The following is a 21,297-nucleotide window of genomic DNA, read 5'->3' as shown; positions in this document are numbered from 1 at the left end:
AGGTATAATAATATAAAAAACACAGGTGATGAAATGATAGATATTACTCTAATCGGAACAGGCGGAATGATTCCTCTTCCTGACAGATTTCTGTCCTCTTGCTTAATAGAATACAACGGTAAATCAATTCTTATAGACTGCGGTGAGGGCACACAAATTTCCCTGCACAAGGGCAGACTGAGTATGAATAAAATTGAAACCATACTAATTACACACTGTCACGCTGACCATATTGCAGGTCTTCCTGGACTTTTGCTTACAATCGGAAACCAAGGTAGAACGGAGCCGCTTACAATTATCGCTCCGAGAGGCAGCGCAAAATTTCTTAATTCTCTTCTTGTGGTCTGCGGATACCTTCCATACGAAATAAGAATAGCCGAACTGCATGACACAAGGCCTCAAGAATTTGAACAGATAGGCTTTAACATTACTTCTATACCCTTAAAGCACCATATTAATTGTCTGGGGTACAGCCTTGAGCTAAAATTAAAGCCCAGGTTTCAACCTGAAGCCGCAAAAAAACTCAATATACCGGTTAAATTCTGGAAAATGCTTCATAACGGGAGCAGCGTAAAAATAGATAATGACACCTTTACTCCTGAAATGGTACTGGGTGAAAAAAGAACTCCATTAAAAATTTCATATGCTACGGACACCAGACCGGTTAAGCATATTGCAGATATTGTAAAAAACTCGGATTTATTTATATGTGAAGGAATGTACGGCGATGATGAGCAGTATAAAAATGCAACTGAAAAAATGCATATGTTATTCTCAGAAGCCGCAACCATTGCCAAAAAAGCAAATGTAAAAGAAATGTGGCTTACACATTTCAGCCCCTCTATGACAAAGCCCAGCGAATACATAAGATATGCATCAAATATATTTCCTAACACGAAAATCGGCAAAGATCTTATGACTGTTACACTTAAGCCGGAATGAAATAATAAAAATATAAGGCTGTCACACTAATATTAGTGCGGCAGCCATTATATTTATATTTTGCCTTTCAATCTTTTCAATCTGAAAAAATCTTCTCTTTCTTTTTCTTCAAGAACCTCGGTAATATATTTTACCTGTTCCTTGTATTTTGGTATCTGCACATATCTTAATGCATTTGTTCTTTTCTTAGTTTTTTCTATTTCCTTGGCAAGCTTAAAAATTGAATTTTCAATTTCCGCAACTTCGTATATTTTTTCCTTAACAATTTGAAATTTATGTCTTGCCTCGTCAAGAGATTCATTTGAACTATAAAAACCATATGCAGGACCGGAATATTCATTTTGATTACGCTTAATTGTAGGGATATCAATACCCATAACACTTCTAAGCAATATGTCAAAAGATGCCTCGTCAGGAATGCTGTATGACATATCTTCAACATTTTTAACGCCCAAAGTTACATTAGCCTTTTGCAAGAATTCATATGCTTCCTTAAGAACAACATAAATTTCATTGTGCATGGTTCTTGCTTTATTTACAAAAACCATCATTTCCTTAATGAGAACATTTCTTTTTTTATCTAAAAGCTCATATCCTTTTATGGAGAGAGCCAAAGATGACTTTGCTTTAATCAGGTTCGATTTAGTTGGTGCAACCAATACTGCCATAACTATCTCTCCCTGTCGTAATCATAATATTTTTCTATTAATTCTGTCTTAACACGATCAAGCTCTTCAACAGGAAGAATAGATAAAATATGCCATCCTAAATCTAATGTTTCTGTAATGCTTCTGTTCTCATTTTTGCCCTGTGCAATGAATTTTCCTTCAAGCTCACGACCATATTCTAGATATAACTTATCAATATCACTTAAATCATCTTCGCCTATAATCTGTGACAAACTTCTTATGTCCTGAACCTTTGAATATGACGCATAAATCTGACTTTGAAGATCAGCGTGGTCTTCTCTTGTAAATTCTGCACCTATACCATCCTTCATAAGACGTGATAGTGAAGGCAGAATATCAATTGGTGGGTATACGCCTTTTAGGTTAAGCTCCCTGTTTAAAACTATCTGTCCTTCAGTAATGAAGCCTGTAAGGTCAGGGATAGGATGTGTTATGTCATCATTAGGCATTGACAATATTGGAATAAGAGTTATAGAACCCTCGCAGCTCTTTAACATACCAGCTCTTTCATATATAGTTGAAAGGTCTGAATACAAGTATCCCGGATATCCTTTACGTGATGGCACTTCTTCTCTTGCTGAAGATATTTCACGAAGAGCCTCAGCATAACTGGTCATATCTGTCAATACTACAACAACGTGCATGTTATTTTTAAATGCTAAATACTCCGCAGCTGTCAAAGCACATCTAGGTGCTGATATTCTTTCAATTATCGGGTCGTCTGCTGTGTTAATATACATTGCAACGTGATCCAAAACACCTGCAGCTTCAAAGCTTTTTCTAAAGAAGTCTGCATCGTCATGTCTTACACCCATAGCTCCGAACACAACAGCAAAGTTATCACTTGTGGCGCCTTTTATCTTTGCCTGCTTTACTATCTGAGCAGCAAGATCGTTGTGAGCCATACCGTTTCCGGAGAAAATAGGAAGCTTCTGACCTCTTATAAGAGTCATAAGCGCATCTATTGCAGAAAAACCTGTCTGAATAAAGTTCTTTGGATATCTTCTTGCTACGGGATTGATAGGTCTACCGTTTATATTTTCTTTTTCTGCTGATATAATCTGGTAAGCACCATCAATAGGCTCACCTACTCCGTTAAAGGTTCTTCCAAGAATATCCTTTGAAAGTGGTATTGTCAATGGTTCTCCGGTAAATTTAACGGAGGAATTAACTGTAGATATGCCTGCAGTTCCTTCAAAAACCTGAGCTATAACTTTATCGCCTTCAATTTTTATTATCTTTCCTGTCCTGGTGTTTTCACTGCCTACTTTGATGTTTATAACCTCACCATAAGCAGCATCCTCAATACCGGAAAGAACTATCAAAGGTCCTTCAATTTTTTCTAATTTTAAATATTCTTTTTTCATCTCAACACTCCCTACTCATACTTTTGTCTCAAGTCAGCAAATGTTTCAACAATTTTATCTTTTAAAACATCCAACAACTCTATTTTATCATTCGGAATGTCATATTTTATCTTCAAAATATCCTGTATAATAGATTCTTTTCTTATTACAGATATAGGAATGCCTATTTTTGTACATTTTAAAGCTTCTTCATAGAATGTATCTATTGCTTTCAGCATCTTATATTGTTTTTCCAAAGTAACATAAGCATCTTCCGCGTGTAAAGCATTCTGCTGCAGGAATCCTTTCTTTATTATTCTTGCGGTTTCAAGAATAAGAGCCTGATCATTAGGTAAAACATCCTCTCCAACAAGCTGTACAATCTCATTTAATTTTTCATCTTCCTGTAAAAGAACAATCATTTTTTTCCTTAAATCAAACATGTCGCCAGCAACATTATCTTCATACCAATCGGAAAGCATTTCAACATATCCGGAATAACTTGTTAAATAGTTAATTGCCGGATAATGCCTTGCATAAGCAAGCTTTTTGTCCAGAGCCAAAAATCCTGAAACGAACCTTTTTGTTGTTTCAGTTACTGGCTCAGAGAAATCTCCTCCAGGAGGTGAAACTGCACCGATTATTGTTATTGACGCTTTCTGTCCGTTCAGAGTATTAACACATCCGGCTCTTTCATAGAATTCAGCCAGTCTCGACGGAAGATATGCAGGATAGCCTTCTTCTGCAGGCATTTCTTCCAAACGTCCTGAAATTTCTCTTAATGCCTCAGCCCATCTGGACGTGGAATCAGCCATTATGGCAACATCATATCCCATATCTCTGTAATACTCAGCCATGGTAATACCTGTGTAAATACTTGCCTCACGTGCAGCAACAGGCATGTTTGAAGTATTTGCAATAAGAACGGTTCTTTCCATCAACGGTCTGTTAATTCTTGGGTCAATAAGCTTCGGAAATTCTTCCAAAACATCTGTCATTTCATTTCCACGTTCTCCGCAGCCGATGTACACAATAATATCAGCATCACCCCATTTTGCCAGCTGATGCTGTGTAACTGTTTTTCCGGTTCCAAATCCTCCGGGAAGCCCTATAGTACCTCCCTTAGCTATAGGATAAAATGTATCTATAACCCTTTGTCCTGTAATAAACGGTTTATAAATAGGAATCCTTTCTTTAATAGGTCGAGGATTTCTTACCGGCCATTTTGTGCAAAGTGTTAAATTAACAGTTTCTGTGTTATCTTTTTCCAATACCACTATAGTATCATTTAAGGAGTATTTTCCGCTTGGTTTCACTGATTTAACAGTACCTTTAACATTGTAAGGAACCATTATTTTATGAAGAATTCTGTATGTTTCCTGAACTGTAGCGTAAACATCGCCTGGTTTTAAGGTATCTCCTGCTTTAGCTGTTACTGTAACATCCCATTTTTTTTCTGTATCAATCGTCAAAAGACCGATACCTTCAGGTATAAAGTCTTTATTCATATCTTGAATTCTTTCCAACGGTCTTTGAATACCGTCAAAAATATTTCCTATAATTCCGGGGCCTAAAGTAACAGATAATGGCATTCCTGTTGAATAAATGCTCTCGCCGGCTTTTAATCCCTCTGTCTCTTCATAAACCTGTACTGTTGCAACATCACCTTCAATGGATACTACCTCGCCTATAAGCTTCTGCTTTCCTACGGTAACCATTTCGTGTACCTTAAACGAACCCATATGGAGACCCTTAACAACAGGACCATTTATTGAGCTGACAACACCTTGGATATTAGCCATTATAATCACCTGCCTCTAAAGTCTCAAATATTGTCTGCATGATATAGTCTTTGTTTTCGTCAAGAACAGAATCAATTGATAAATCAATTTTCATGCCTCTATCTTCTATTATGCATATAAATCCGCCCTTTATATCATGCTCTATGCTAAAGCTTACATTGCAGTCAAGCTTTTTCGTAATTTCATCTTTAATGAAATCACTGTATTTACCTTGGTCATTTTTTGTTAAATAAATTGTTACATTACATTTTCCGTAATCTTTAATTTCAGCAACCAAATTGGATATTATTTTTGATAAATATAATTTATATTCATCTGATTTTATAAACTCATCTAATTTTTTATTAAATCTTTTCATAAAAATATAATAATATTTTTCTTTCAATACCATAATATCTTTTTTTATGATTACCTTTGATTTACTTACACTTTCAGCACGCTTTGTATCTGCTCTTTTCGCCGCTCTTTCTTCTATCTCCTTCGCTTCCTTGTCTATTTCGTTCTTAGCTCTTTGATTTTTGGATTCATATTTTTCCTTTAAATCCTTTAACTCATCGGTAAAGGACTGATCCATAGACTGATTAAGGAGCTTATAAAAAAGTTTGATTTTTTCTTCTATCGTAACCATAAATCACCTCTATATATGAATGCCGACAGAATCTCTTATATAATTCTTTATGGCATTGTATTCTCTGATAGTACCGTGTCTATCAGGAATTTCAATGATTAAAGGAGTCTTGGACTTTATTTTATATTCCATGTATTCATCTCTAACCATATCAACTACTTTTTCAGTAAGAATCAAGATGCCCAGATCTTGATTCTTAACAGCTGTTTTTAATTCTTTCAACGCATTTTCTTTTGTATCGACAATGACTCCATCAATACCGACGAGTCTCATGCCTACCCAAGTATCTCTGTTATCACTAATTAAAAAAGATTTCATATTTACTCTCTTTTCATTTTATTCTATTAAACGAACAGAATCAATATAGAAATAATCATACCATAAATAGCAATACCTTCAGCCATACCAACGAAAATCAATGTTTTACCAAGAATTGAAGAATCCTCTGAAACGGCACCTACTGCTGATGAACCAACTGATCCAACAGCCACACCTGTACCTATAGTTGCAAGTCCTGTTGACAATGCTGCAGCTAAATATTTAAATCCTTCACCCATTGATATTCCTGTTGCCTGAGCAACTTCATTTACTGTCTCCGCAAATACATTTCCGCCTGTTATAGTTGCTATAACAGCACCTATCATTACAAGTGAAAATGCTGAAACTGTTGTTAATATTGCTTTCTTTATATTTCCTTTTTTACCGCTTTTCATTGTTTTATAGCCATATCCGATTGTTCCAACGGATATAACAGCTGCTAATAAAATAGATATCATTTGCATTTTTTTAACTCCTTATGTTTTATTATTCAATTTTAATTATTTAATTTTATAGGCTTAAACTCTATTCCGCCACCTTCAAAATACTTACTGAACATTTCGTAGTATTGTAGACGAAGTCCCTGAATAAATACTATCAATCCTTCAAGTGTAAGGATCAATACATTTCCTAAAAACAGGATAAATATTTTTGCTATCGGATTAGTCACTACCTCTGACATTACCAAAAAGGCCAAGAACAATCCTGCGTGGTTTAAAGCGAATGCTCCAACACGGACAAATGATATTGCATTACTTAATGCATTCAATATTGTTTCAATGCCTTCAAATATAGCTTCAGTAAAATATGACCCTGCCTCGCCGTGAATTAACGGTGATTTTTTTAACACCAGGTTAGTAATAGGCTCTTTCAATATCATTACTACCAAGCTTATCAACAGAACTGCTATACATAAAGCAGTTGAAATATTGATTATTCCTGTTAGTGACACTAAAGTAAATACAAGACTTATAAAAAACAAATATCCTGCAACGCCATTTTTCCCGAATATTCCTTCTTCTATATCATGTTTCTTCAAAGCATTTATAATTCCTATTACAAATGACACCGTAAGAACTATTACACCGAACAAAACTCCTACAGCAAGTATAGACGGAATATTTTTAGGGTCTAACGGCCCTCCTTCAAGCAAACCTGGAAGCCATGGCAGCTCTTTTTTCTCTAAACCGAAAAAGCTCCCATATACAAATCCAAACACAATAGAAAAACCACCAAGCCTCATTAATATGTGTCCAGGTGCGGGCATTTTTTTCATTAAAAACACTCCTGCAAGTAAATACACAAGACCCTGACCTATATCACCGAACATTATACCCCATGCCAGGCAATAAGTTATAGCCAAGAAAGGTGTAGGGTCAATTTCGTGATAAGCAGGCAGGCCGTACATTTTAACAATCATTTCAAACGGCCACGAGAACCAGTTGTTTTTCAGCTTTGTTGGAGGTACCACCTGATTTCCAAAATCCTTAGCTGATTTTTCATCTATTAAATATTTTTCTGATACTGAAGCAATTGCTTTTTCAACCTCTGACTTATCTCTTTCATTTACCCATATGTCTAAAACAAAGGAATTATTGCTGAAATCTGCTCTTGCTTCCAGCTCAGCCAGCTTATCCTCTAATTTAAATACATTGTAAATTTTTAAAACCTGGTTTTTAATGTCATCCCATTCTCGTTCGATAGATGCAGACATATCCTTTATTTCATTTTGCATCTGAACTATTTCGGCATCAATCTGCTTAATCATATCAGCAATTGTGCAGCAATATCTTTTAGGAATAACAAGCTTATTCCAATTCAATGATTTAAGAAGATTATAAGTTTCATCCTTAAATTGCTTAGGATAAATTATCATATATAAATCCTCCGCAGAAGATTTAATAACCCCTATTCTTAGAACTATCGCACTTAGATTCTCATAATTTCTTTTTAATCTGGATTTGTTTTCTGCCGAAAAGGTTCCGATTTCATAATCAAAATAATTTAAATCAGCAACCTCATTAAGCTGAATACTTTTATCCGTAACACTGTCAATTTTTGTTCTTAATTCCGCAAGCTTTTCGATCTGCTTTTTCTTTTTGTTGATTTCACTTATTTTACTGCCCCATAAAGAATTAATTTTTCCTAAATCCGAACGAGCGTCCTCAAAGCTATAATTTTTCTCCAACAGAAATTTTTTATCTATAACCAGTTCAACATCCAGTCCGTGAGCCAAGGTTTCAACAGTACTTAAGCAATCACTGCAGCTGTTATGAATGTTCCCAGGATCAACCCCATGGTAAATCGGTTGTCCAAATATCTCAGATTCATATTGATGTATAACTAAATAGTTGTTATATGCGCTACTGTTTTCAACATTTAAGTTTAAATGGGCATTTTCGCAAAATACCAGTTCTCTAAGCATGTCATGCATGTTTTCCAAAGAACCGACAATTTTCAAAAGAACCATTTTTTCTATAGCCATCTAAAGCCTCCTCCCTTCATTAATCATATATTTTAACTTTTCTTCCACAATCCGTTATAAATCCTAATTACATCGTATATTTAAATTAGTCCAAGCGGTTTTGAAAACAGATTGTTTTTTAGTAGCTTTACGAAGCGGCTTGAATGAGCATCCGATTCGTCAGCCGATTTTTCATTTATAAGATAATGCTCCGTTACAGACCTCACTGCTTGTTCAACAGCTTCTTTATATATTTCATTTAACCTGATGCTTAATGCAAATGAATTACTGATAATATCTGCTCTTAAAGCGGATTCAGTAATTTTATTTTCTAATCTGAATACGTCATAAATTCTCACAATTTGATTTTTTATATCATCTTTTTCCGATTTGAATGACTCAGACAATTCTTTTACTTTGTTTTGCATATGGATTATTTCAGCATTGATTTGCTTAATCATATCAGCAACTGAACCGCAATATTGATCAGGAATAATCATCTCAGCCCAATTTAAAGACTTCAACATTCTGTCGGTTTCATCTTTAAACTGCTTAGGATAAATAATCATGTATATTTCTTCCCCAGATGATTTTACGATTCCTATCTTAAGCATTATTGCACTTAAGCTTCCATAGCTTCTTTTAGCTTTTAATTTGTTATCATTTGTAAAAGTTCCGATTTCATAGTCAAAATAATTTAGATCTGCTAACTCACTAAACTTAATGCTTTTATCAGTAATGCTCTCAATTTTAGCGCCTAACTCCGTAATTTTTTCGAGCTGCTTTTTCGTGCTGTCTATTTCACTTATTCTACTGCTCAATAATTCCTTTATTTTTTCTAAATCCAAGCAAGCATTTTCGAAATCATAACCATTTTCAAATGTAAATTCCGCATCAGCATTCAAGTTAACATTAAGGTCGCGGGACAGCTCTTCAACAATGCTTAAATACTTAACGCATCTGTTATAAATGTTGTCATGGCTCGGAAACTTTGTCTGCATCCCAACTACTTCAGATTCAAATTTATGAATCATTAAATTACTATAATACATGCTATCTTTTTCAATGTTTATGTTGTCAATTCTACATAATATCAGTTCCCTTATAATATCATGCATATTTTCCAAAGATCCGACTATTTTTAAAAGCACTATTTTTTCTTTAGTCATATAGAGCCTCCCTTCTATATCTTCTGTACTAAATACTCTTGTATTTTTTCCCTAGGAACCTTATATTCGATTCCTTCTGTTATAGACATTAAATCATCGATAATGATATCTAAAAAATAAATAAATGACACTACGGTTCCAATATTATTGAAAGTATTTTTTTTCATGTAATTTAACATATAGGAATCAATTACGATGTTAATATCTGTATTATTTGCGTCTTTGAAAAAATCATTTTTCAAGTATTGTTTTGAAAGATTAATAAATTCGTCCATGGTTGCATAGCAAAGCTTTTTAATCCTGTTATATCCCATAGACAAACCTCCTTCAAGGCTATAAATAAACATTTCTTCAGGTGATATTTCATAATACTTTTTAGCTCTGTATATCCATTGAATATTTAAAAGGTCAATCCTAAAGCCTACTAATTCTTTAACAGCCTTTTGATCTTCCTTGCTTAGTTTTTCGGCCTTTTCAAAAATACTCTTATATAATGCCACATACATTTTCATTTCAATATGAAATTCACGCTTCATTGCATCTTCCTTCGAAAGATTGCTAAGACCGTTATAATAAGGAGTACCCTTTAATTTTTCTATTAACTGTTCCACACTGCCTGCTGACAGCAAGTCGCCATAAGCTAAATTTGTGTAATTTTTAGAATGAACAAACCTTTCTTCTATTCCATCCAGGCTTTCATTTTTTGTGATTTTTCGCAGTATAAGATTTAAATCTCGAATATCTGACTCCATCAAGATTGTTTTTATAAATTCCTTATATGGTCCGGAAAGATAATGCAGAAGGTTCTCTATCTGAAGTGTTTTAAATTTTAGCAATGCTGTTTCTAAATCTTCCCTTTTGAGCTTTTCATAAAGCATTCCGTCAAATGCCTTAGCGAATTCTACATTGTTTTTTAGCAGTTCGGCAAACTGTCCAACATCAGAACAGTCTAAAAACTTATTCCATTCAGCTTTCTGTAAAATACGCCCTTTTTTTGTTGCAATTTTTGTTTCCAAAGCATAATATGCCATGTTAGGGTTCATATTACCCCTCCAGTACAAATAACTTGTTAAATATTTTTTGGGTTAAATTTTTTTCTGCTTTTAAATAAATATCATCAATTTCAGCAGAATTTTTTTTAATTTGTTCTTTTTGAGATTTTTCAATCTCCATAATATAAGCATCGGTTTGTTCAGAAATTTCTTTGGCCTTAACTTTTGCGGCAGAGATTTTTTCTTCCCGATAAGCTGATATCATGCTCTCATACTCTTGCTTTTTATTAGATAATATCTGCTCATTTTTAGTCTTATTATTATAAGCCAGAGCATCAATTTCTATGATTTGATCAATTATCTCTTTCAAATAGCAACTCACTCCTTTGTCTTTTTTTTTACATTACTCCACATTATAGCATTCTTTATAGAGCAATTCAAATCATTATATCTCTTATTTAAATAATATTTTTATGTAAACAAGCAAGATAACGATTTTTATACATAATTACTTTTTTTTACTCTAGTTTTCTCTAGTTTACTTATAAATATATATTTAAAAATTATTTTTATAAAAGTTATCTAATGGTATTGATTAGTAAATATTTTTGAGATAAAATTAAATAAACAAAACTAGGAGGCCTATATGATTGATAAAAACTTAGTTAAGCAGGTATTACTTATTGCCGTCGGTTCCTTTATAGTAGCAATGGGTGTATATTACTTTTTGGTTCCTGAAAACCTGGCTACAGGCGGAATATCGGGGCTCGCAATAGTTTTGAATAATTATTTGCCCATACCCATATCATTAACAAACTTTGTATTGAATATTCTTCTTTTAATTGTAGGCTTTATCTTTATCGGAAAAGATTTTGGAGGAAGAACTATTCTCTCCGTTGTTTTTCTTTCGTTTTTTATGTCACTAATGGAATTTTTTCATCCTGCTTCAAAGCCTGTAACTGATGAAGTACTTTTAAATTTAATTTGCGGCATAATTATTTCCGCAATGGGACTGTCGATTGTTTTCAACCAAAACGCATCAACAGGCGGAACAGACATATTGGCAAAAGTGTTTAATAAGTATTTTCATTTAGATATGGGTAAAGGATTAATGGCAGCAGACATTGTAGTAGTTATTCTTTCTTTTTTTACATACGGCATACAAACCGGAATTGTCGGTGCATTTGGGTGGTTCCTGAACGGAATTATCGTTAACTACTTTATTGATGGATTCACTGTCAAAAACGAGGTGGTCATAATTACAAAACACACCAAAGTTGTAAAGGACTATATCTTCCAAAAGCTTGACAGAGGTGTGACTGTTTACAAGGCAGAAGGCGGGTATACAAATGAAGAAAGGGATATAATAGTTACTATATTGGAAAGGAAAGAATACTTCACACTGAAAAATGAGCTGAAAAAAATTGATCCCGAATCATTTGTAACCGTCAGAGCCGTTCAGGAGGTATACGGGTTTGGATTTTCTAAATTCTGATATCCGCATTTAAATATATTTTACACAACAAAGGAGGTATTTCAATGAATGCACAAAGATTTACTCAAAAATCACTGGAAGCAATTCAAGTTTCCCAGAATATCGCTATTGAGCACATGAACGTGCAAATTGAACAGGAGCATTTATTGTTTGCTCTTATTGATCAAGAGGGAGGCTTAATAGTTCAGCTATTGACTAGAATGAATGTTGACCCCGCTTCTATAAAATCAAAAATTAAAACACTGATTGAAAACATGCCGGGAGTTTCAGGCCCCGGACGCGAAAGCGATAAAATCTACGTTTCACAGGACGTGGACAGAATACTTGTAGAATCAGAAAAGCAGGCAGAACGTATGAAAGATGAATATGTTTCTGTTGAGCATATAATGCTTTCACTTCTTAATTTTCCAAAAGCAAGTTTAAAAAGAGTTTACGACGAATTCGGCATAACTGCCGATAAGTTTCTTAACGCACTGTCAACAATAAGAGGCAACACTCGAGTTACAAGTGATAGCCCTGAGTCAACCTATGACGTTCTGACTAAGTATGGCTCAGACTTGGTTGAACTGGCAAAAAATAATAAACTGGATCCGGTTATAGGAAGAGATTCAGAAATAAGAAATGTTATAAGAATACTTTCCAGAAAAACAAAGAACAACCCTGTTCTCATAGGTGAACCTGGCGTCGGAAAGACGGCTATTGCAGAAGGTCTTGCTATACGTATAGTTCGCGGTGATGTACCTAATAATTTAAAAGAGCGAAAAATATTCTCTCTCGATATGAGTTCTCTTGTTGCAGGTGCTAAATTTAGAGGTGAATTTGAAGAAAGGCTTAAGGCTGTTCTCGAAGAGGTTAAGAAAAGCGAAGGAAAAATCATACTGTTTATTGATGAGCTTCATACAATTGTAGGAGCCGGAAAGACAGATGGTGCAATGGATGCAGGAAATATGCTAAAACCAATGCTTGCCAGAGGGGAACTACACTGCATAGGAGCTACCACATTAAACGAATACCGTCAATATATAGAAAAAGATGCTGCCCTTGAAAGAAGATTCCAACCAGTTATGGTAGATGAACCTACAGTTGAGGATACCATATCAATTTTAAGAGGTTTAAAAGAGAGATATGAGGTTTTCCACGGTGTTAAAATACAGGATCAGGCACTTATAGCGTCTGCTGTTCTTTCCAACCGTTATATATCTGATAGATTCCTCCCCGATAAGGCAATTGATTTAATCGATGAAGCCTGCGCATTAATACGTACGGAAATAGATTCTATGCCTACTGAGCTGGATGAAATATCCCGAAAAATAATGCAGCATGAAATTGAAGAAGCTGCTCTTAAAAAGGAAGATGATCAGTTATCCTCAGAACATCTTAAAGAAATCCAGAAGGAACTGGCCGACATGAGGTCCGAATTTAAGGAAATGAAAGCCAAATGGGAAAATGAAAAAAGCTCCATTTCTAAAGTACAATCACTTAGAGAACAGCTGGAAAGCCTTAATGCTGAAATTGAAAGAGCTGAAAGGAACTATGACTTAAATAAAGCAGCAGAATTAAAATACGGAAAACTTCCCGAACTTAAAAAAGCCTTGGAAAAAGAAGAGCATATTGCAGAGAAAAGTCAGGGACCTAACACGCTGCTCAGAGTTAAGGTCACCGAAGAAGAAATAGCAAGAATAGTTGCCAGATGGACAGGTATACCTGTTTCTAAGTTAATGGAAGGTGAAAGAGAAAAGCTTTTGAAGCTTGAGGATATACTTCACGAGAGAGTAATCGGTCAAAATGAGGCCGTAGAAAAAGTGTCTGAAGCAATTTTAAGATCCAGAGCCGGAATACAGGACCCTGACAGACCAATAGGCTCATTTATGTTCCTTGGACCAACGGGAGTTGGGAAAACTGAACTTGCAAAAGCGCTGGCAGAAGCTTTATTTGATGACGAACACAATATAATCAGAATTGATATGAGCGAATATATGGAAAAATTCTCAGTATCCAGATTAATAGGAGCTCCTCCAGGATATGTTGGATATGAAGAAGGTGGACAGTTAACAGAAGCTGTAAGAAGAAAGCCATATTCGGTAATATTGTTTGATGAAGTTGAAAAAGCGCACTCCGATGTATTCAATATTTTACTTCAAGTACTTGACGACGGGCGCATTACAGATTCACAAGGAAGAACCGTTGACTTTAAAAACACAATCATAATAATGACTTCCAACCTTGGTTCTGAATATATTTTGGACGGATTTACCGATGTAGGAGAAATATCTGAAGAGGCAAAGAAAAAAGTACATGATCTCCTTAAACACCACTTTAGGCCAGAATTTTTAAATAGGCTTGATGAAATTGTATTTTATAAGCCTCTTAAAAAAGATGAGATTTCTTCCATCGTTGATTTGATGATTAAAGATCTTCAAAGCCGATTAAAAGATAAGCACATAACAGTGGTTTTAACCGAACAGGCAAAATCAGCAATAGTAGATCAAGGTTATAACCCGATTTACGGAGCTCGTCCATTAAAGCGTTTTATTCAGAAAAATATTGAAACATTAATTGCAAGGATGATTATTGCAGGCAAAGCAGAGTATGACAGCACAGTAAAAATTGATTACGACAATACTGGATTTAAAATCGCAAATTAAAATGTTAAACAGCATTCTGCACTTTCAAAACACTGGATGCAAATAAAAATGGCGGCTAAGCTTTTAAGCTTAACCGCCATTGTAGTTTCACATTTTAATTAGAAAATTCCAATTCCAAAGAAGTCATCTATTTGTCCTATTAATACGAATGTAATTGCTATAGGAACGATGAACTTAAAGCAAATATCCCAGAATTTATAAGATTTCATAAGAAGATTAGGAGTTGCTTCAACTTCTTCCTTAATAACATCTGTACCCAGTACCCATCCTATCATTACAGACATCATAATAGCTCCAAGAGGCATGAATACGCCTTCTGCAATCATATCATAGAAGTCAAGCCAGCAGTCAAATGCCATTCGAACCTCATCCATACCAAACATAACAGCAGGGATGTCAATCATTGCTCCTCCTGCTACACCTGCACCAAGACCGTCAAGACATACAGGGATACCAACAACAAATATCATAGCGCCAACTATTACTGTTAATTTTTTACGTCCTGAGCCTTTTCCCTGAGAAACTTGTTTGTCAACAAAATACGCAGTACAAACTTCCAGAAGTGAAATAGCTGACGTAACAGCTGCAATAAATACAAGGAAATAGAATACAAATCCAAACAGATTTCCTATTAATCCTCCCATTCCTACGCTAAATACCTGATGAAGAGTAACGAACAGAAGTCCAGGGCCTGCTCCGAATGAGATACCTTCAACACCTTGTGACATAAATGCACCAACAGCAGGCATAACCGCAAGACCTGCCATCAAAGCGAAGATTGAATCTGCAACAGGAACGATAATGGCGTTTTTCTCCAGGTTTTCCTGCTTGCTTAGATAAGATCCGTAAGTAATCATACAACCCATACCAAGCGATAACGAGAAGAACATCTGACCAGCCGCTGTTTTAAGAACCCTCATGAAACCTATCTCAGAAAAAGCTGACCAGTTCGGTGCGAACATAAATGCAACGCCTGTGGAAGCACCTTCAAGTGTAAGGCTTCTTATTATTACTATTACAAGCATAACAAGCAAAGCCGGCATTGCTATCTTAGTAAATTTTTCAATTCCACTTTCAATTCCACCCATAACTATTGATACGGTAATGGCCATGAAAATACCGTGGAACAGCATGCTGATCCCACCGCTAGAAGTAAAAGCTCCAAAAAATTCACCGCTTCCCATGCCGCCAAAGCCTGCACCTTCGCTGAAAATTTCCATAATAAATCCAAATGCGTAACGAAGTGTGTAGCCGCCTAGAACACTGTAAAATGATAAAATTAAAAATCCTGATAAAAATCCAAGCCAACCTACCCACGCAAACTTTTTATACAGAGCCTGATATGCTCCGATAACACCTAAGCCAGTTTTTCTACCTAATGCAAGCTCACCAAGCATAATTGCAACACCAGCAAATGCTACAAGCACCATATAAACAATTAAGAAAGCAAAACCTCCATTTGCTCCCATTTTGTACGGGAATCCCCATATGTTCCCCAGGCCTACTGCTGAACCGACAGCTGCCATTAAAAATCCTATATTACTTGCCCACTGGCCTCTGTTGTTTGTTTGTTTTTCCATAATTATACCTTCCTTTCCCTTTCTTGATTCCTCTACAACTCCAAAATTCCAATAACCAATCTAGCTGTAAATTATAATAATATTTTTGGAAACACCTCCTCTCTTGATTTTGGTCTTGCTCTGATTATAAATATTATAGCCTGATTCATTTGTTGTATCGCCTTCGCACACAAAATATGGAAAACGTTACACTCATAAATTATATATCAAAACTAAACAGTTGTCTAGAAAAATTTAGTTTCGTGTCATAAAATTTTTAAATAATTTATGTATTGTAGCGAAACATATGCGTTATAATATATTAAAATATATGCCCTCCTTGTTTTATTATAGAATATTATTTATAAGTCCTTTTTATGAGTTTGTTTCAATAAAAAAAGAGACCTTTCTAATTAAGGTCTCTGGTTTCCAATGATTTGCAGAACAATTTTATTCATTCTTACCTATAGAGAGAACAAGATTCAGCAGTATACCCACAATTGCCGCTGTTGCAATAGCCGGAATTTCAATTGAAAACATCGGAATCATTCCTCCGTTGAATCCAAAGCTGCCACCAAGCCCAACAATCAGTATTACCGCTATTACAGCAAGATTTCTGGCACTGAACATGTCAACCTTCTTATCCATCATAATTGTAATTCCCTGTGCTGCTATAACACCGAACAGATAAATCGATAGTCCTCCTATAACGCAGGTTGGTATTGAGTAGATAATATTAATAAGAGGTGTAAAACACGAAATTATCATGGTAAATACCGATGCAAGCATGAGAACATAAACCGAAAAATTCTTTGAAATCGCCATTGCACTTATGTTTTCACCGTAATTTGTTCCGGCAGGACCTCCTATAAATCCGGATATAATATCTCCAAGTCCATCACCTATCAAATTAAGCCCCAGTTTATTTTCTATGTCATATTTTTTATTTACACCTTTTTTTCTCGCCAGATCATTTACATAGATATCCAGCTGATACACGTGAGCCGTTGATTCGGGAATTGTTGCGATCGCTATTGGCATTATTGCCACAACTGCCGTCAAAGAAGGCTTTGGAAATGTAAAAATCGGCAAGTTAAGTATGCTTGCAGATTCTATAGTATTGAATGATACAAAAGGAATTCCTGTAACTCCTCCGATTATCAAGGCAGCAATGTATCCCGTAAGTAATCCGAAAAGGATTGGAAGCTGGCTCAAACTGCCTTTTAAGTATACCGAGAACAAAATTGTAGACATTAATGTTATTATTGCAATAATCCAAGATAGTCCGCCTGCCGTCAGCATTTGAGTCTCTGCAGTACCTGCAGGAATTGCTGCTGCATTAGTCATTGCATTAGCTGCGAGAGATAATCCTATTATAATCGCTATACTTCCTGTTACTGTAGCAGGAAGAACCTTATCTATGGTTTCCTTCCCTGAACGTTTTATGATAAATCCAGCTATTATCGAAACAAAGCCTGACATTATTATACCGAATTGAGCTATTGAAATTTTATCATTGAGAGAATACCCTGTGAATGCTTCGGCGCTCATTATTGAAGCAATGGCAGCAATGTATGAAAAACTTGAACCGTAATAAAGCGGAATCTGCTTTCCCGTTACTAATATGAATCCCAATGTTGCCAATCCGCTGGCAAATATTGTGGTTGATACATGAAATCCTGTAATAAGTGCAACCAGTACTGTCGCAGGGAACATTACAACTATCTGCTGCAATGCAAAGAATATAAGTCCTATAATCGGTGGACGCTCGTCCGGCAAGTAACCAAAAACTTCATTTTTTGTAGACATAAATACCTCCATAAATTTAATAAAAAAATCCTGCACCGACCGCCAGGATTATATTATACACATTAAAAACAGGGATATTTACATCTTGACGGCATCACGGTACCGAGTTAAAGATTATTTTTTTATAATATAGCATAGACATACCTTAAAAGTCAATGACATAATTTTACAGTTTCAGTCAACAATATCACATAATTGTTTATTTATACAGAATTTCCTTTATCATTTCAGGCCTTATTTCCCATATGTTTGCCTGAACCCTGAATATGTCCCAATTCTCTATTTCAAAAATCCTGTACCAGCTGTCCATTACCCTTTTCTTTTCCGCCGGATAAAAGTGCGCCGTTCTATCATTTATAAATGAATATGAATTTTCAAAACCTTTAAGTTCCATTTCTTTAGCATATTCCTCGGCATCTTTTTGGTCCTTTGGTATGTAATGGTGATTCAAAACATAGTCCCATTTAAGTCCGTCAAAATATATTATATCAGACCTGTCGACCTCAAGCACATAAACAATCTGGTCCTTTACGGGACGAAGCATGTTTTCCTCGCTTATCGAGCACCATATTGGAAACTCAACGTCATCTGGTTTGGTAACCCTTTCCTCCGCAGCACTCACAAACCATTTATACAAATTAATAATATAACCCGCAATTTCATCGAATTTCTCCTCCAGATGGCTGTGCGTAATTCTTATTACTCCATTGTTTTCTAATTCTTTCAAACTTTTAATATGCTGTCTGCTCCATAGCGTAACCTTATCAGAATTGTTTTCCATAACCCCTCCTAATATGTTCTATAAATATTATACTGTAATTTTTTGATAAATCAAAATGAAACTTATAGTAAAGCATGTCATAAAGTTTCAGCTAACTTAATATATTTAGTATTGTAAATATATGAATGTATATTTCATTCATTAAGGGGGATCTTTATGTCTGTAAATAATATACTTAACAATCCTACTGATGAACAGCGCAATGAAATACTTTATAAATCGCTTGAAAGATATGGAAGAACTGACGATTTTAAAAATATAGTCGAATTACTCAGTCCTCCTCCGGATATACTTGAATTTGCCGAGCCAAAATCTATGAACAATATAAGCATAGGTATTATAGGAGGAGGCCTGTCCGGACTGTCAGCAGCATATGAACTAAGAAAACTTGGTGCGGGCATTACCATATTTGATGCTGAAGCTTCAAGAATAGGAGGCAGAGTTTACACATATTATTTCGACAACTCAAAGCATTATTACGGAGAACTCGGCCCTATGAGAATCCCTGTTTCTCACGCAACAACCTGGCACTATATAAACTTATTCAATTTAAATACCCAATCACTTACATCTCTGCTGCCAAACAATTTTATTTATGCAGATCATATTCGAATGAGACGTGACAGAAGCGGCAGAAATATAGAGGAGTTTTTATATCACAAATACGATCTTAACCCTGAAGAAAGATGCACTCCATGGAACGAATTACACAGCTATGCAACAGATACAATGCTTTACAGCCTTACACCACATGAAAGATCAGAAATATTAAAAATTCAGCCTTCTTACTCCGAAAAATATGCTGAAATAACCAAATTAAGCAACAGGCAGGTTTTTAAAAGGCTTAAACTCAGTGAAGGATTCGTAAATCTTTTGACAGCAGTGAACCCATTCGAAGGTGCTACTCTCAACATAAGTCACAACAAGAGCATGAGCGGTACATATTCACAGGATTTTATCAACGTTTACAGAATAAGTGACGGCATGGTTAATCTGCCTCTATCATTTATAAAATCTCTTTTAAGTGTTAATCCAAAAGAAGCGGATTTAAATCCCGACATGCTCGGCAATGTTACCATTAAACCGGGATATATTGTAGAAGGTATTTCTCAATCCTCCGACGATTACGTAAATATTCACTACATAGACCCTATGGGTAGACAATTATCAAAATCTTTTGACTTTGTTATATGCACTCTCCCCTATCCAATATTGAGGGAACTGGAATTAAATCCTTATTTCAGTAATCAAAAGATGCAGGCAATACGAGAACTTAATTACATTGATGCACAAAAAACCATTTGCCTTTTTAACAAACGCTTCTGGGAAGAAGACACGCCTTATGGCAGGGTTAACGGAGGTATTTCCTCTACAGATTTAGTAATTCAATCCATAGTGTATCCCACAGATCACGTGGACTGCACAAATATACACTGCAGCATTCATGATCCCGGTGTTTTAACTGCTTCCTACAACATTGAACTTGATTCTACCAGACTTAGTAATCAAAATCCTCACAGGCGCTTTGAATTAATTGTAGGAGATGTAGAAAAGGTGCACGGCACACCGCCAGGGTACATCAATACACTGATAGACAGCAGCAAGACTGTTCATTGGAATAATGAACAGTGGTTCAGAGGCGCATTTGCAGCCGGATATCCCGGTCAAAAGGTTAATTTCGCCTACAACATGCTGCTTCCGGAATATAACGGAAAACTGTTTTTCGCAGGTGATCAAATCTCAACAAAGTCAGGCTGGATGCAAGGCGCGCTTCAAACAGGTAAATGGGCTGCAAACCAGGTAGCTATGCATGCAAAATAATAATAATAAAAAAGAACAGCTTATTTTAAGTTGTTCTCATTTTTTATTATTATAATTATTATAGTTTATTCTAAATATTTATTATATTATTTAGACGCTAAAGCATTGTTTACTGCTTCTATTATTGCATTGCTTGTAACTGTGGCTCCTGAAACAGCTTCAACTTCTGCTGAGTTTGCTTCAACTATTTTTTCCGGAAGCTGTTCAATTGCGTTTGAACCTATACCCTGAGTTTCGCTGTCTCCTGTTATCGCAACATCCACAATTTTATCTCCATCCATTGTTAAAGTTACGCTGACTTCACCGCCAAATCCTTCTGCTGTTCCTGTCAATGTTGCTCCACCAGCTGAAGTGTTACTTGCTAAAGCATTGTTTACAGCCTCTATTATTGCATTGCTTGTAACCGTAGCTCCAGAAACTGCTTCAACTTCCGCTGAGTTTGCTTCAACTATTTTTTCCGGAAGCTGTTCAATTGCGTTTGAACCTATACCCTGAGTTTCGCTGTCTCCTGCTATCGCCACATCCACAATTTTATCTCCGTTCATTGTTAAAGTTACGCTGACTTCACCGCCAAATCCCTCTGCTGTTCCTGTCAGTATAGCTTCACCTCCGGCAGCAGTCTCTGTGTTCCCTGTCATTCCATTTCCAACAAATAATATTGCGCATGACAATAATACTAGCACTACTGCAAAAATTAACCCTTTTTTCATTTCTTCCTCCTAATTCATTATCAAACAAATTTCATTATATCAGTTTTTTAAAAAAATGTAAACAATCTAATCTTTCCCATTGTAAAGAAATGAGGGTGGCTCAAAGCGTACAAATTAACAATACATT

The 21,297-nt window shown here is 35.5% G+C and carries 18 protein-coding genes; 4 read left to right on the top strand and 14 right to left on the bottom strand.

Annotated features, from left to right (window positions below):
• Window positions 1–33: 33 nt before the first annotated feature.
• A complete protein-coding gene (locus tag ACS3UD_RS05025; RefSeq protein WP_308137515.1) occupies window positions 34–942 on the top strand; it encodes a ribonuclease Z in 909 nt (302 codons plus the stop codon).
• A 53-nt stretch (window positions 943–995) separates the two neighbouring features.
• Here the strand turns inward: ACS3UD_RS05025 and ACS3UD_RS05020 are convergent, their stop codons facing one another.
• From ACS3UD_RS05020 to ACS3UD_RS04975, 10 genes are all read right to left on the bottom strand, one after another.
• Window positions 996–1,610, bottom strand: a complete 615-nt coding sequence (locus tag ACS3UD_RS05020; RefSeq protein ID WP_308137516.1) for a V-type ATP synthase subunit D — start codon at window positions 1,608–1,610, stop codon at window positions 996–998.
• Window positions 1,611–1,612: 2 nt separating this feature from the next.
• The gene (locus ACS3UD_RS05015; protein ID WP_308137517.1) at window positions 1,613–2,998 is read right to left on the bottom strand and encodes a V-type ATP synthase subunit B; all 1,386 of its coding nucleotides are present in this window, start codon (window positions 2,996–2,998) and stop codon (window positions 1,613–1,615) included.
• Window positions 2,999–3,009: 11 nt separating this feature from the next.
• Window positions 3,010–4,779 carry a V-type ATP synthase subunit A gene (locus ACS3UD_RS05010; protein WP_308137518.1) on the bottom strand — a complete coding sequence of 590 codons (1,770 nt, stop codon included), beginning with the start codon at window positions 4,777–4,779 and terminating at the stop codon, window positions 3,010–3,012.
• On the bottom strand, window positions 4,772–5,407 hold the full coding sequence (locus ACS3UD_RS05005; RefSeq protein ID WP_308137519.1) for a V-type ATP synthase subunit E: 636 nt from the start codon (window positions 5,405–5,407) through the stop codon (window positions 4,772–4,774). Before ACS3UD_RS05005 ends, ACS3UD_RS05010 begins: the two co-directional genes overlap by 8 nt.
• Window positions 5,408–5,416: 9 nt before the next feature.
• The gene (locus tag ACS3UD_RS05000) at window positions 5,417–5,725 is read right to left on the bottom strand and encodes a V-type ATP synthase subunit F (RefSeq protein ID WP_308137520.1); all 309 of its coding nucleotides are present in this window, start codon (window positions 5,723–5,725) and stop codon (window positions 5,417–5,419) included.
• A 26-nt stretch (window positions 5,726–5,751) separates the two neighbouring features.
• The gene (locus ACS3UD_RS04995; RefSeq protein WP_308137521.1) at window positions 5,752–6,189 is read right to left on the bottom strand and encodes an ATP synthase subunit C; all 438 of its coding nucleotides are present in this window, start codon (window positions 6,187–6,189) and stop codon (window positions 5,752–5,754) included.
• Window positions 6,190–6,221: 32 nt separating this feature from the next.
• The gene (locus tag ACS3UD_RS04990; protein ID WP_308137522.1) at window positions 6,222–8,210 is read right to left on the bottom strand and encodes a V-type ATP synthase subunit I; all 1,989 of its coding nucleotides are present in this window, start codon (window positions 8,208–8,210) and stop codon (window positions 6,222–6,224) included.
• Window positions 8,211–8,290: 80 nt separating this feature from the next.
• Complete coding sequence (locus tag ACS3UD_RS04985) at window positions 8,291–9,358, bottom strand: hypothetical protein (protein ID WP_308137523.1); 1,068 nt, start codon at window positions 9,356–9,358, stop codon at window positions 8,291–8,293.
• Window positions 9,359–9,372: 14 nt separating this feature from the next.
• Window positions 9,373–10,401 (bottom strand): V-type ATPase subunit, encoded by a 1,029-nt coding sequence (locus ACS3UD_RS04980; RefSeq protein WP_308137524.1) that lies wholly within the window; start codon window positions 10,399–10,401, stop codon window positions 9,373–9,375.
• Between the two features lies 1 nt (window position 10,402).
• Window positions 10,403–10,720: a hypothetical protein gene (locus ACS3UD_RS04975; RefSeq protein ID WP_308137525.1), complete on the bottom strand. Its 318-nt coding sequence runs from the start codon at window positions 10,718–10,720 to the stop codon at window positions 10,403–10,405.
• Window positions 10,721–10,996: 276 nt separating this feature from the next.
• Here ACS3UD_RS04975 and ACS3UD_RS04970 point away from each other — a divergent pair, with 276 nt between their 5' ends.
• Both ACS3UD_RS04970 and clpB read left to right on the top strand, forming a co-directional pair.
• Window positions 10,997–11,845, top strand: a complete 849-nt coding sequence (locus tag ACS3UD_RS04970; RefSeq protein ID WP_308137526.1) for a YitT family protein — start codon at window positions 10,997–10,999, stop codon at window positions 11,843–11,845.
• A gap of 44 nt (window positions 11,846–11,889) precedes the next feature.
• Window positions 11,890–14,490, top strand: coding sequence for an ATP-dependent chaperone ClpB (gene clpB, locus ACS3UD_RS04965; RefSeq protein ID WP_440977733.1), 2,601 nt, complete (start codon window positions 11,890–11,892; stop codon window positions 14,488–14,490).
• Between the two features lie 98 nt (window positions 14,491–14,588).
• Here the strand turns inward: clpB and ACS3UD_RS04960 are convergent, their stop codons facing one another.
• The 3 genes from ACS3UD_RS04960 to ACS3UD_RS04950 form a co-directional block, all read right to left on the bottom strand.
• Complete coding sequence (locus tag ACS3UD_RS04960; protein ID WP_308137528.1) at window positions 14,589–16,070, bottom strand: sodium-dependent transporter; 1,482 nt, start codon at window positions 16,068–16,070, stop codon at window positions 14,589–14,591.
• Window positions 16,071–16,499: 429 nt separating this feature from the next.
• Window positions 16,500–17,858: a uracil-xanthine permease family protein gene (locus tag ACS3UD_RS04955; protein WP_308137529.1), complete on the bottom strand. Its 1,359-nt coding sequence runs from the start codon at window positions 17,856–17,858 to the stop codon at window positions 16,500–16,502.
• Window positions 17,859–18,057: 199 nt separating this feature from the next.
• Window positions 18,058–18,639 (bottom strand): DUF3841 domain-containing protein, encoded by a 582-nt coding sequence (locus ACS3UD_RS04950; RefSeq protein ID WP_308137530.1) that lies wholly within the window; start codon window positions 18,637–18,639, stop codon window positions 18,058–18,060.
• Window positions 18,640–18,795: 156 nt separating this feature from the next.
• Here ACS3UD_RS04950 and ACS3UD_RS04945 point away from each other — a divergent pair, with 156 nt between their 5' ends.
• On the top strand, window positions 18,796–20,460 hold the full coding sequence (locus tag ACS3UD_RS04945) for a flavin monoamine oxidase family protein (RefSeq protein ID WP_308137531.1): 1,665 nt from the start codon (window positions 18,796–18,798) through the stop codon (window positions 20,458–20,460).
• Between the two features lie 86 nt (window positions 20,461–20,546).
• On the opposite strand, the gene ACS3UD_RS04940 is transcribed toward ACS3UD_RS04945, so the two are convergent.
• Window positions 20,547–21,170: an FMN-binding protein gene (locus ACS3UD_RS04940; protein WP_308137532.1), complete on the bottom strand. Its 624-nt coding sequence runs from the start codon at window positions 21,168–21,170 to the stop codon at window positions 20,547–20,549.
• Window positions 21,171–21,297: the final 127 nt, after the last annotated feature.

This window comes from Sedimentibacter sp. LTW-03, from assembly GCF_052059825.1.
Taxonomy (GTDB): domain Bacteria; phylum Bacillota; class Clostridia; order Tissierellales; family Sedimentibacteraceae; genus Sedimentibacter.
The sequence above is the reverse complement of the archived record's forward strand: the minus strand, read 5'-3'. Positions and strand labels throughout refer to the sequence as shown.

Coding starts and splice junctions, on each gene's coding strand:
- ACS3UD_RS05015 (WP_308137517.1), bottom strand. CDS start 2,998: ATGAAAAAAGAATATTTAAAATTAGAAAAAATTGAAGGACCTTTGATA.
- ACS3UD_RS04955 (WP_308137529.1), bottom strand. CDS start 17,858: ATGTCTACAAAAAATGAAGTTTTTGGTTACTTGCCGGACGAGCGTCCA.
- ACS3UD_RS04980 (WP_308137524.1), bottom strand. CDS start 10,401: ATGAACCCTAACATGGCATATTATGCTTTGGAAACAAAAATTGCAACA.
- ACS3UD_RS05025 (WP_308137515.1), top strand. CDS start 34: ATGATAGATATTACTCTAATCGGAACAGGCGGAATGATTCCTCTTCCT.
- ACS3UD_RS04960 (WP_308137528.1), bottom strand. CDS start 16,070: ATGGAAAAACAAACAAACAACAGAGGCCAGTGGGCAAGTAATATAGGA.
- ACS3UD_RS04985 (WP_308137523.1), bottom strand. CDS start 9,358: ATGACTAAAGAAAAAATAGTGCTTTTAAAAATAGTCGGATCTTTGGAA.
- ACS3UD_RS05005 (WP_308137519.1), bottom strand. CDS start 5,407: ATGGTTACGATAGAAGAAAAAATCAAACTTTTTTATAAGCTCCTTAAT.
- ACS3UD_RS05020 (WP_308137516.1), bottom strand. CDS start 1,610: ATGGCAGTATTGGTTGCACCAACTAAATCGAACCTGATTAAAGCAAAG.
- ACS3UD_RS04945 (WP_308137531.1), top strand. CDS start 18,796: ATGTCTGTAAATAATATACTTAACAATCCTACTGATGAACAGCGCAAT.
- ACS3UD_RS05000 (WP_308137520.1), bottom strand. CDS start 5,725: ATGAAATCTTTTTTAATTAGTGATAACAGAGATACTTGGGTAGGCATG.
- ACS3UD_RS04950 (WP_308137530.1), bottom strand. CDS start 18,639: ATGGAAAACAATTCTGATAAGGTTACGCTATGGAGCAGACAGCATATT.
- clpB (WP_440977733.1), top strand. CDS start 11,890: ATGAATGCACAAAGATTTACTCAAAAATCACTGGAAGCAATTCAAGTT.
- ACS3UD_RS04995 (WP_308137521.1), bottom strand. CDS start 6,189: ATGCAAATGATATCTATTTTATTAGCAGCTGTTATATCCGTTGGAACA.
- ACS3UD_RS04990 (WP_308137522.1), bottom strand. CDS start 8,210: ATGGCTATAGAAAAAATGGTTCTTTTGAAAATTGTCGGTTCTTTGGAA.
- ACS3UD_RS04970 (WP_308137526.1), top strand. CDS start 10,997: ATGATTGATAAAAACTTAGTTAAGCAGGTATTACTTATTGCCGTCGGT.
- ACS3UD_RS05010 (WP_308137518.1), bottom strand. CDS start 4,779: ATGGCTAATATCCAAGGTGTTGTCAGCTCAATAAATGGTCCTGTTGTT.
- ACS3UD_RS04940 (WP_308137532.1), bottom strand. CDS start 21,170: ATGAAAAAAGGGTTAATTTTTGCAGTAGTGCTAGTATTATTGTCATGC.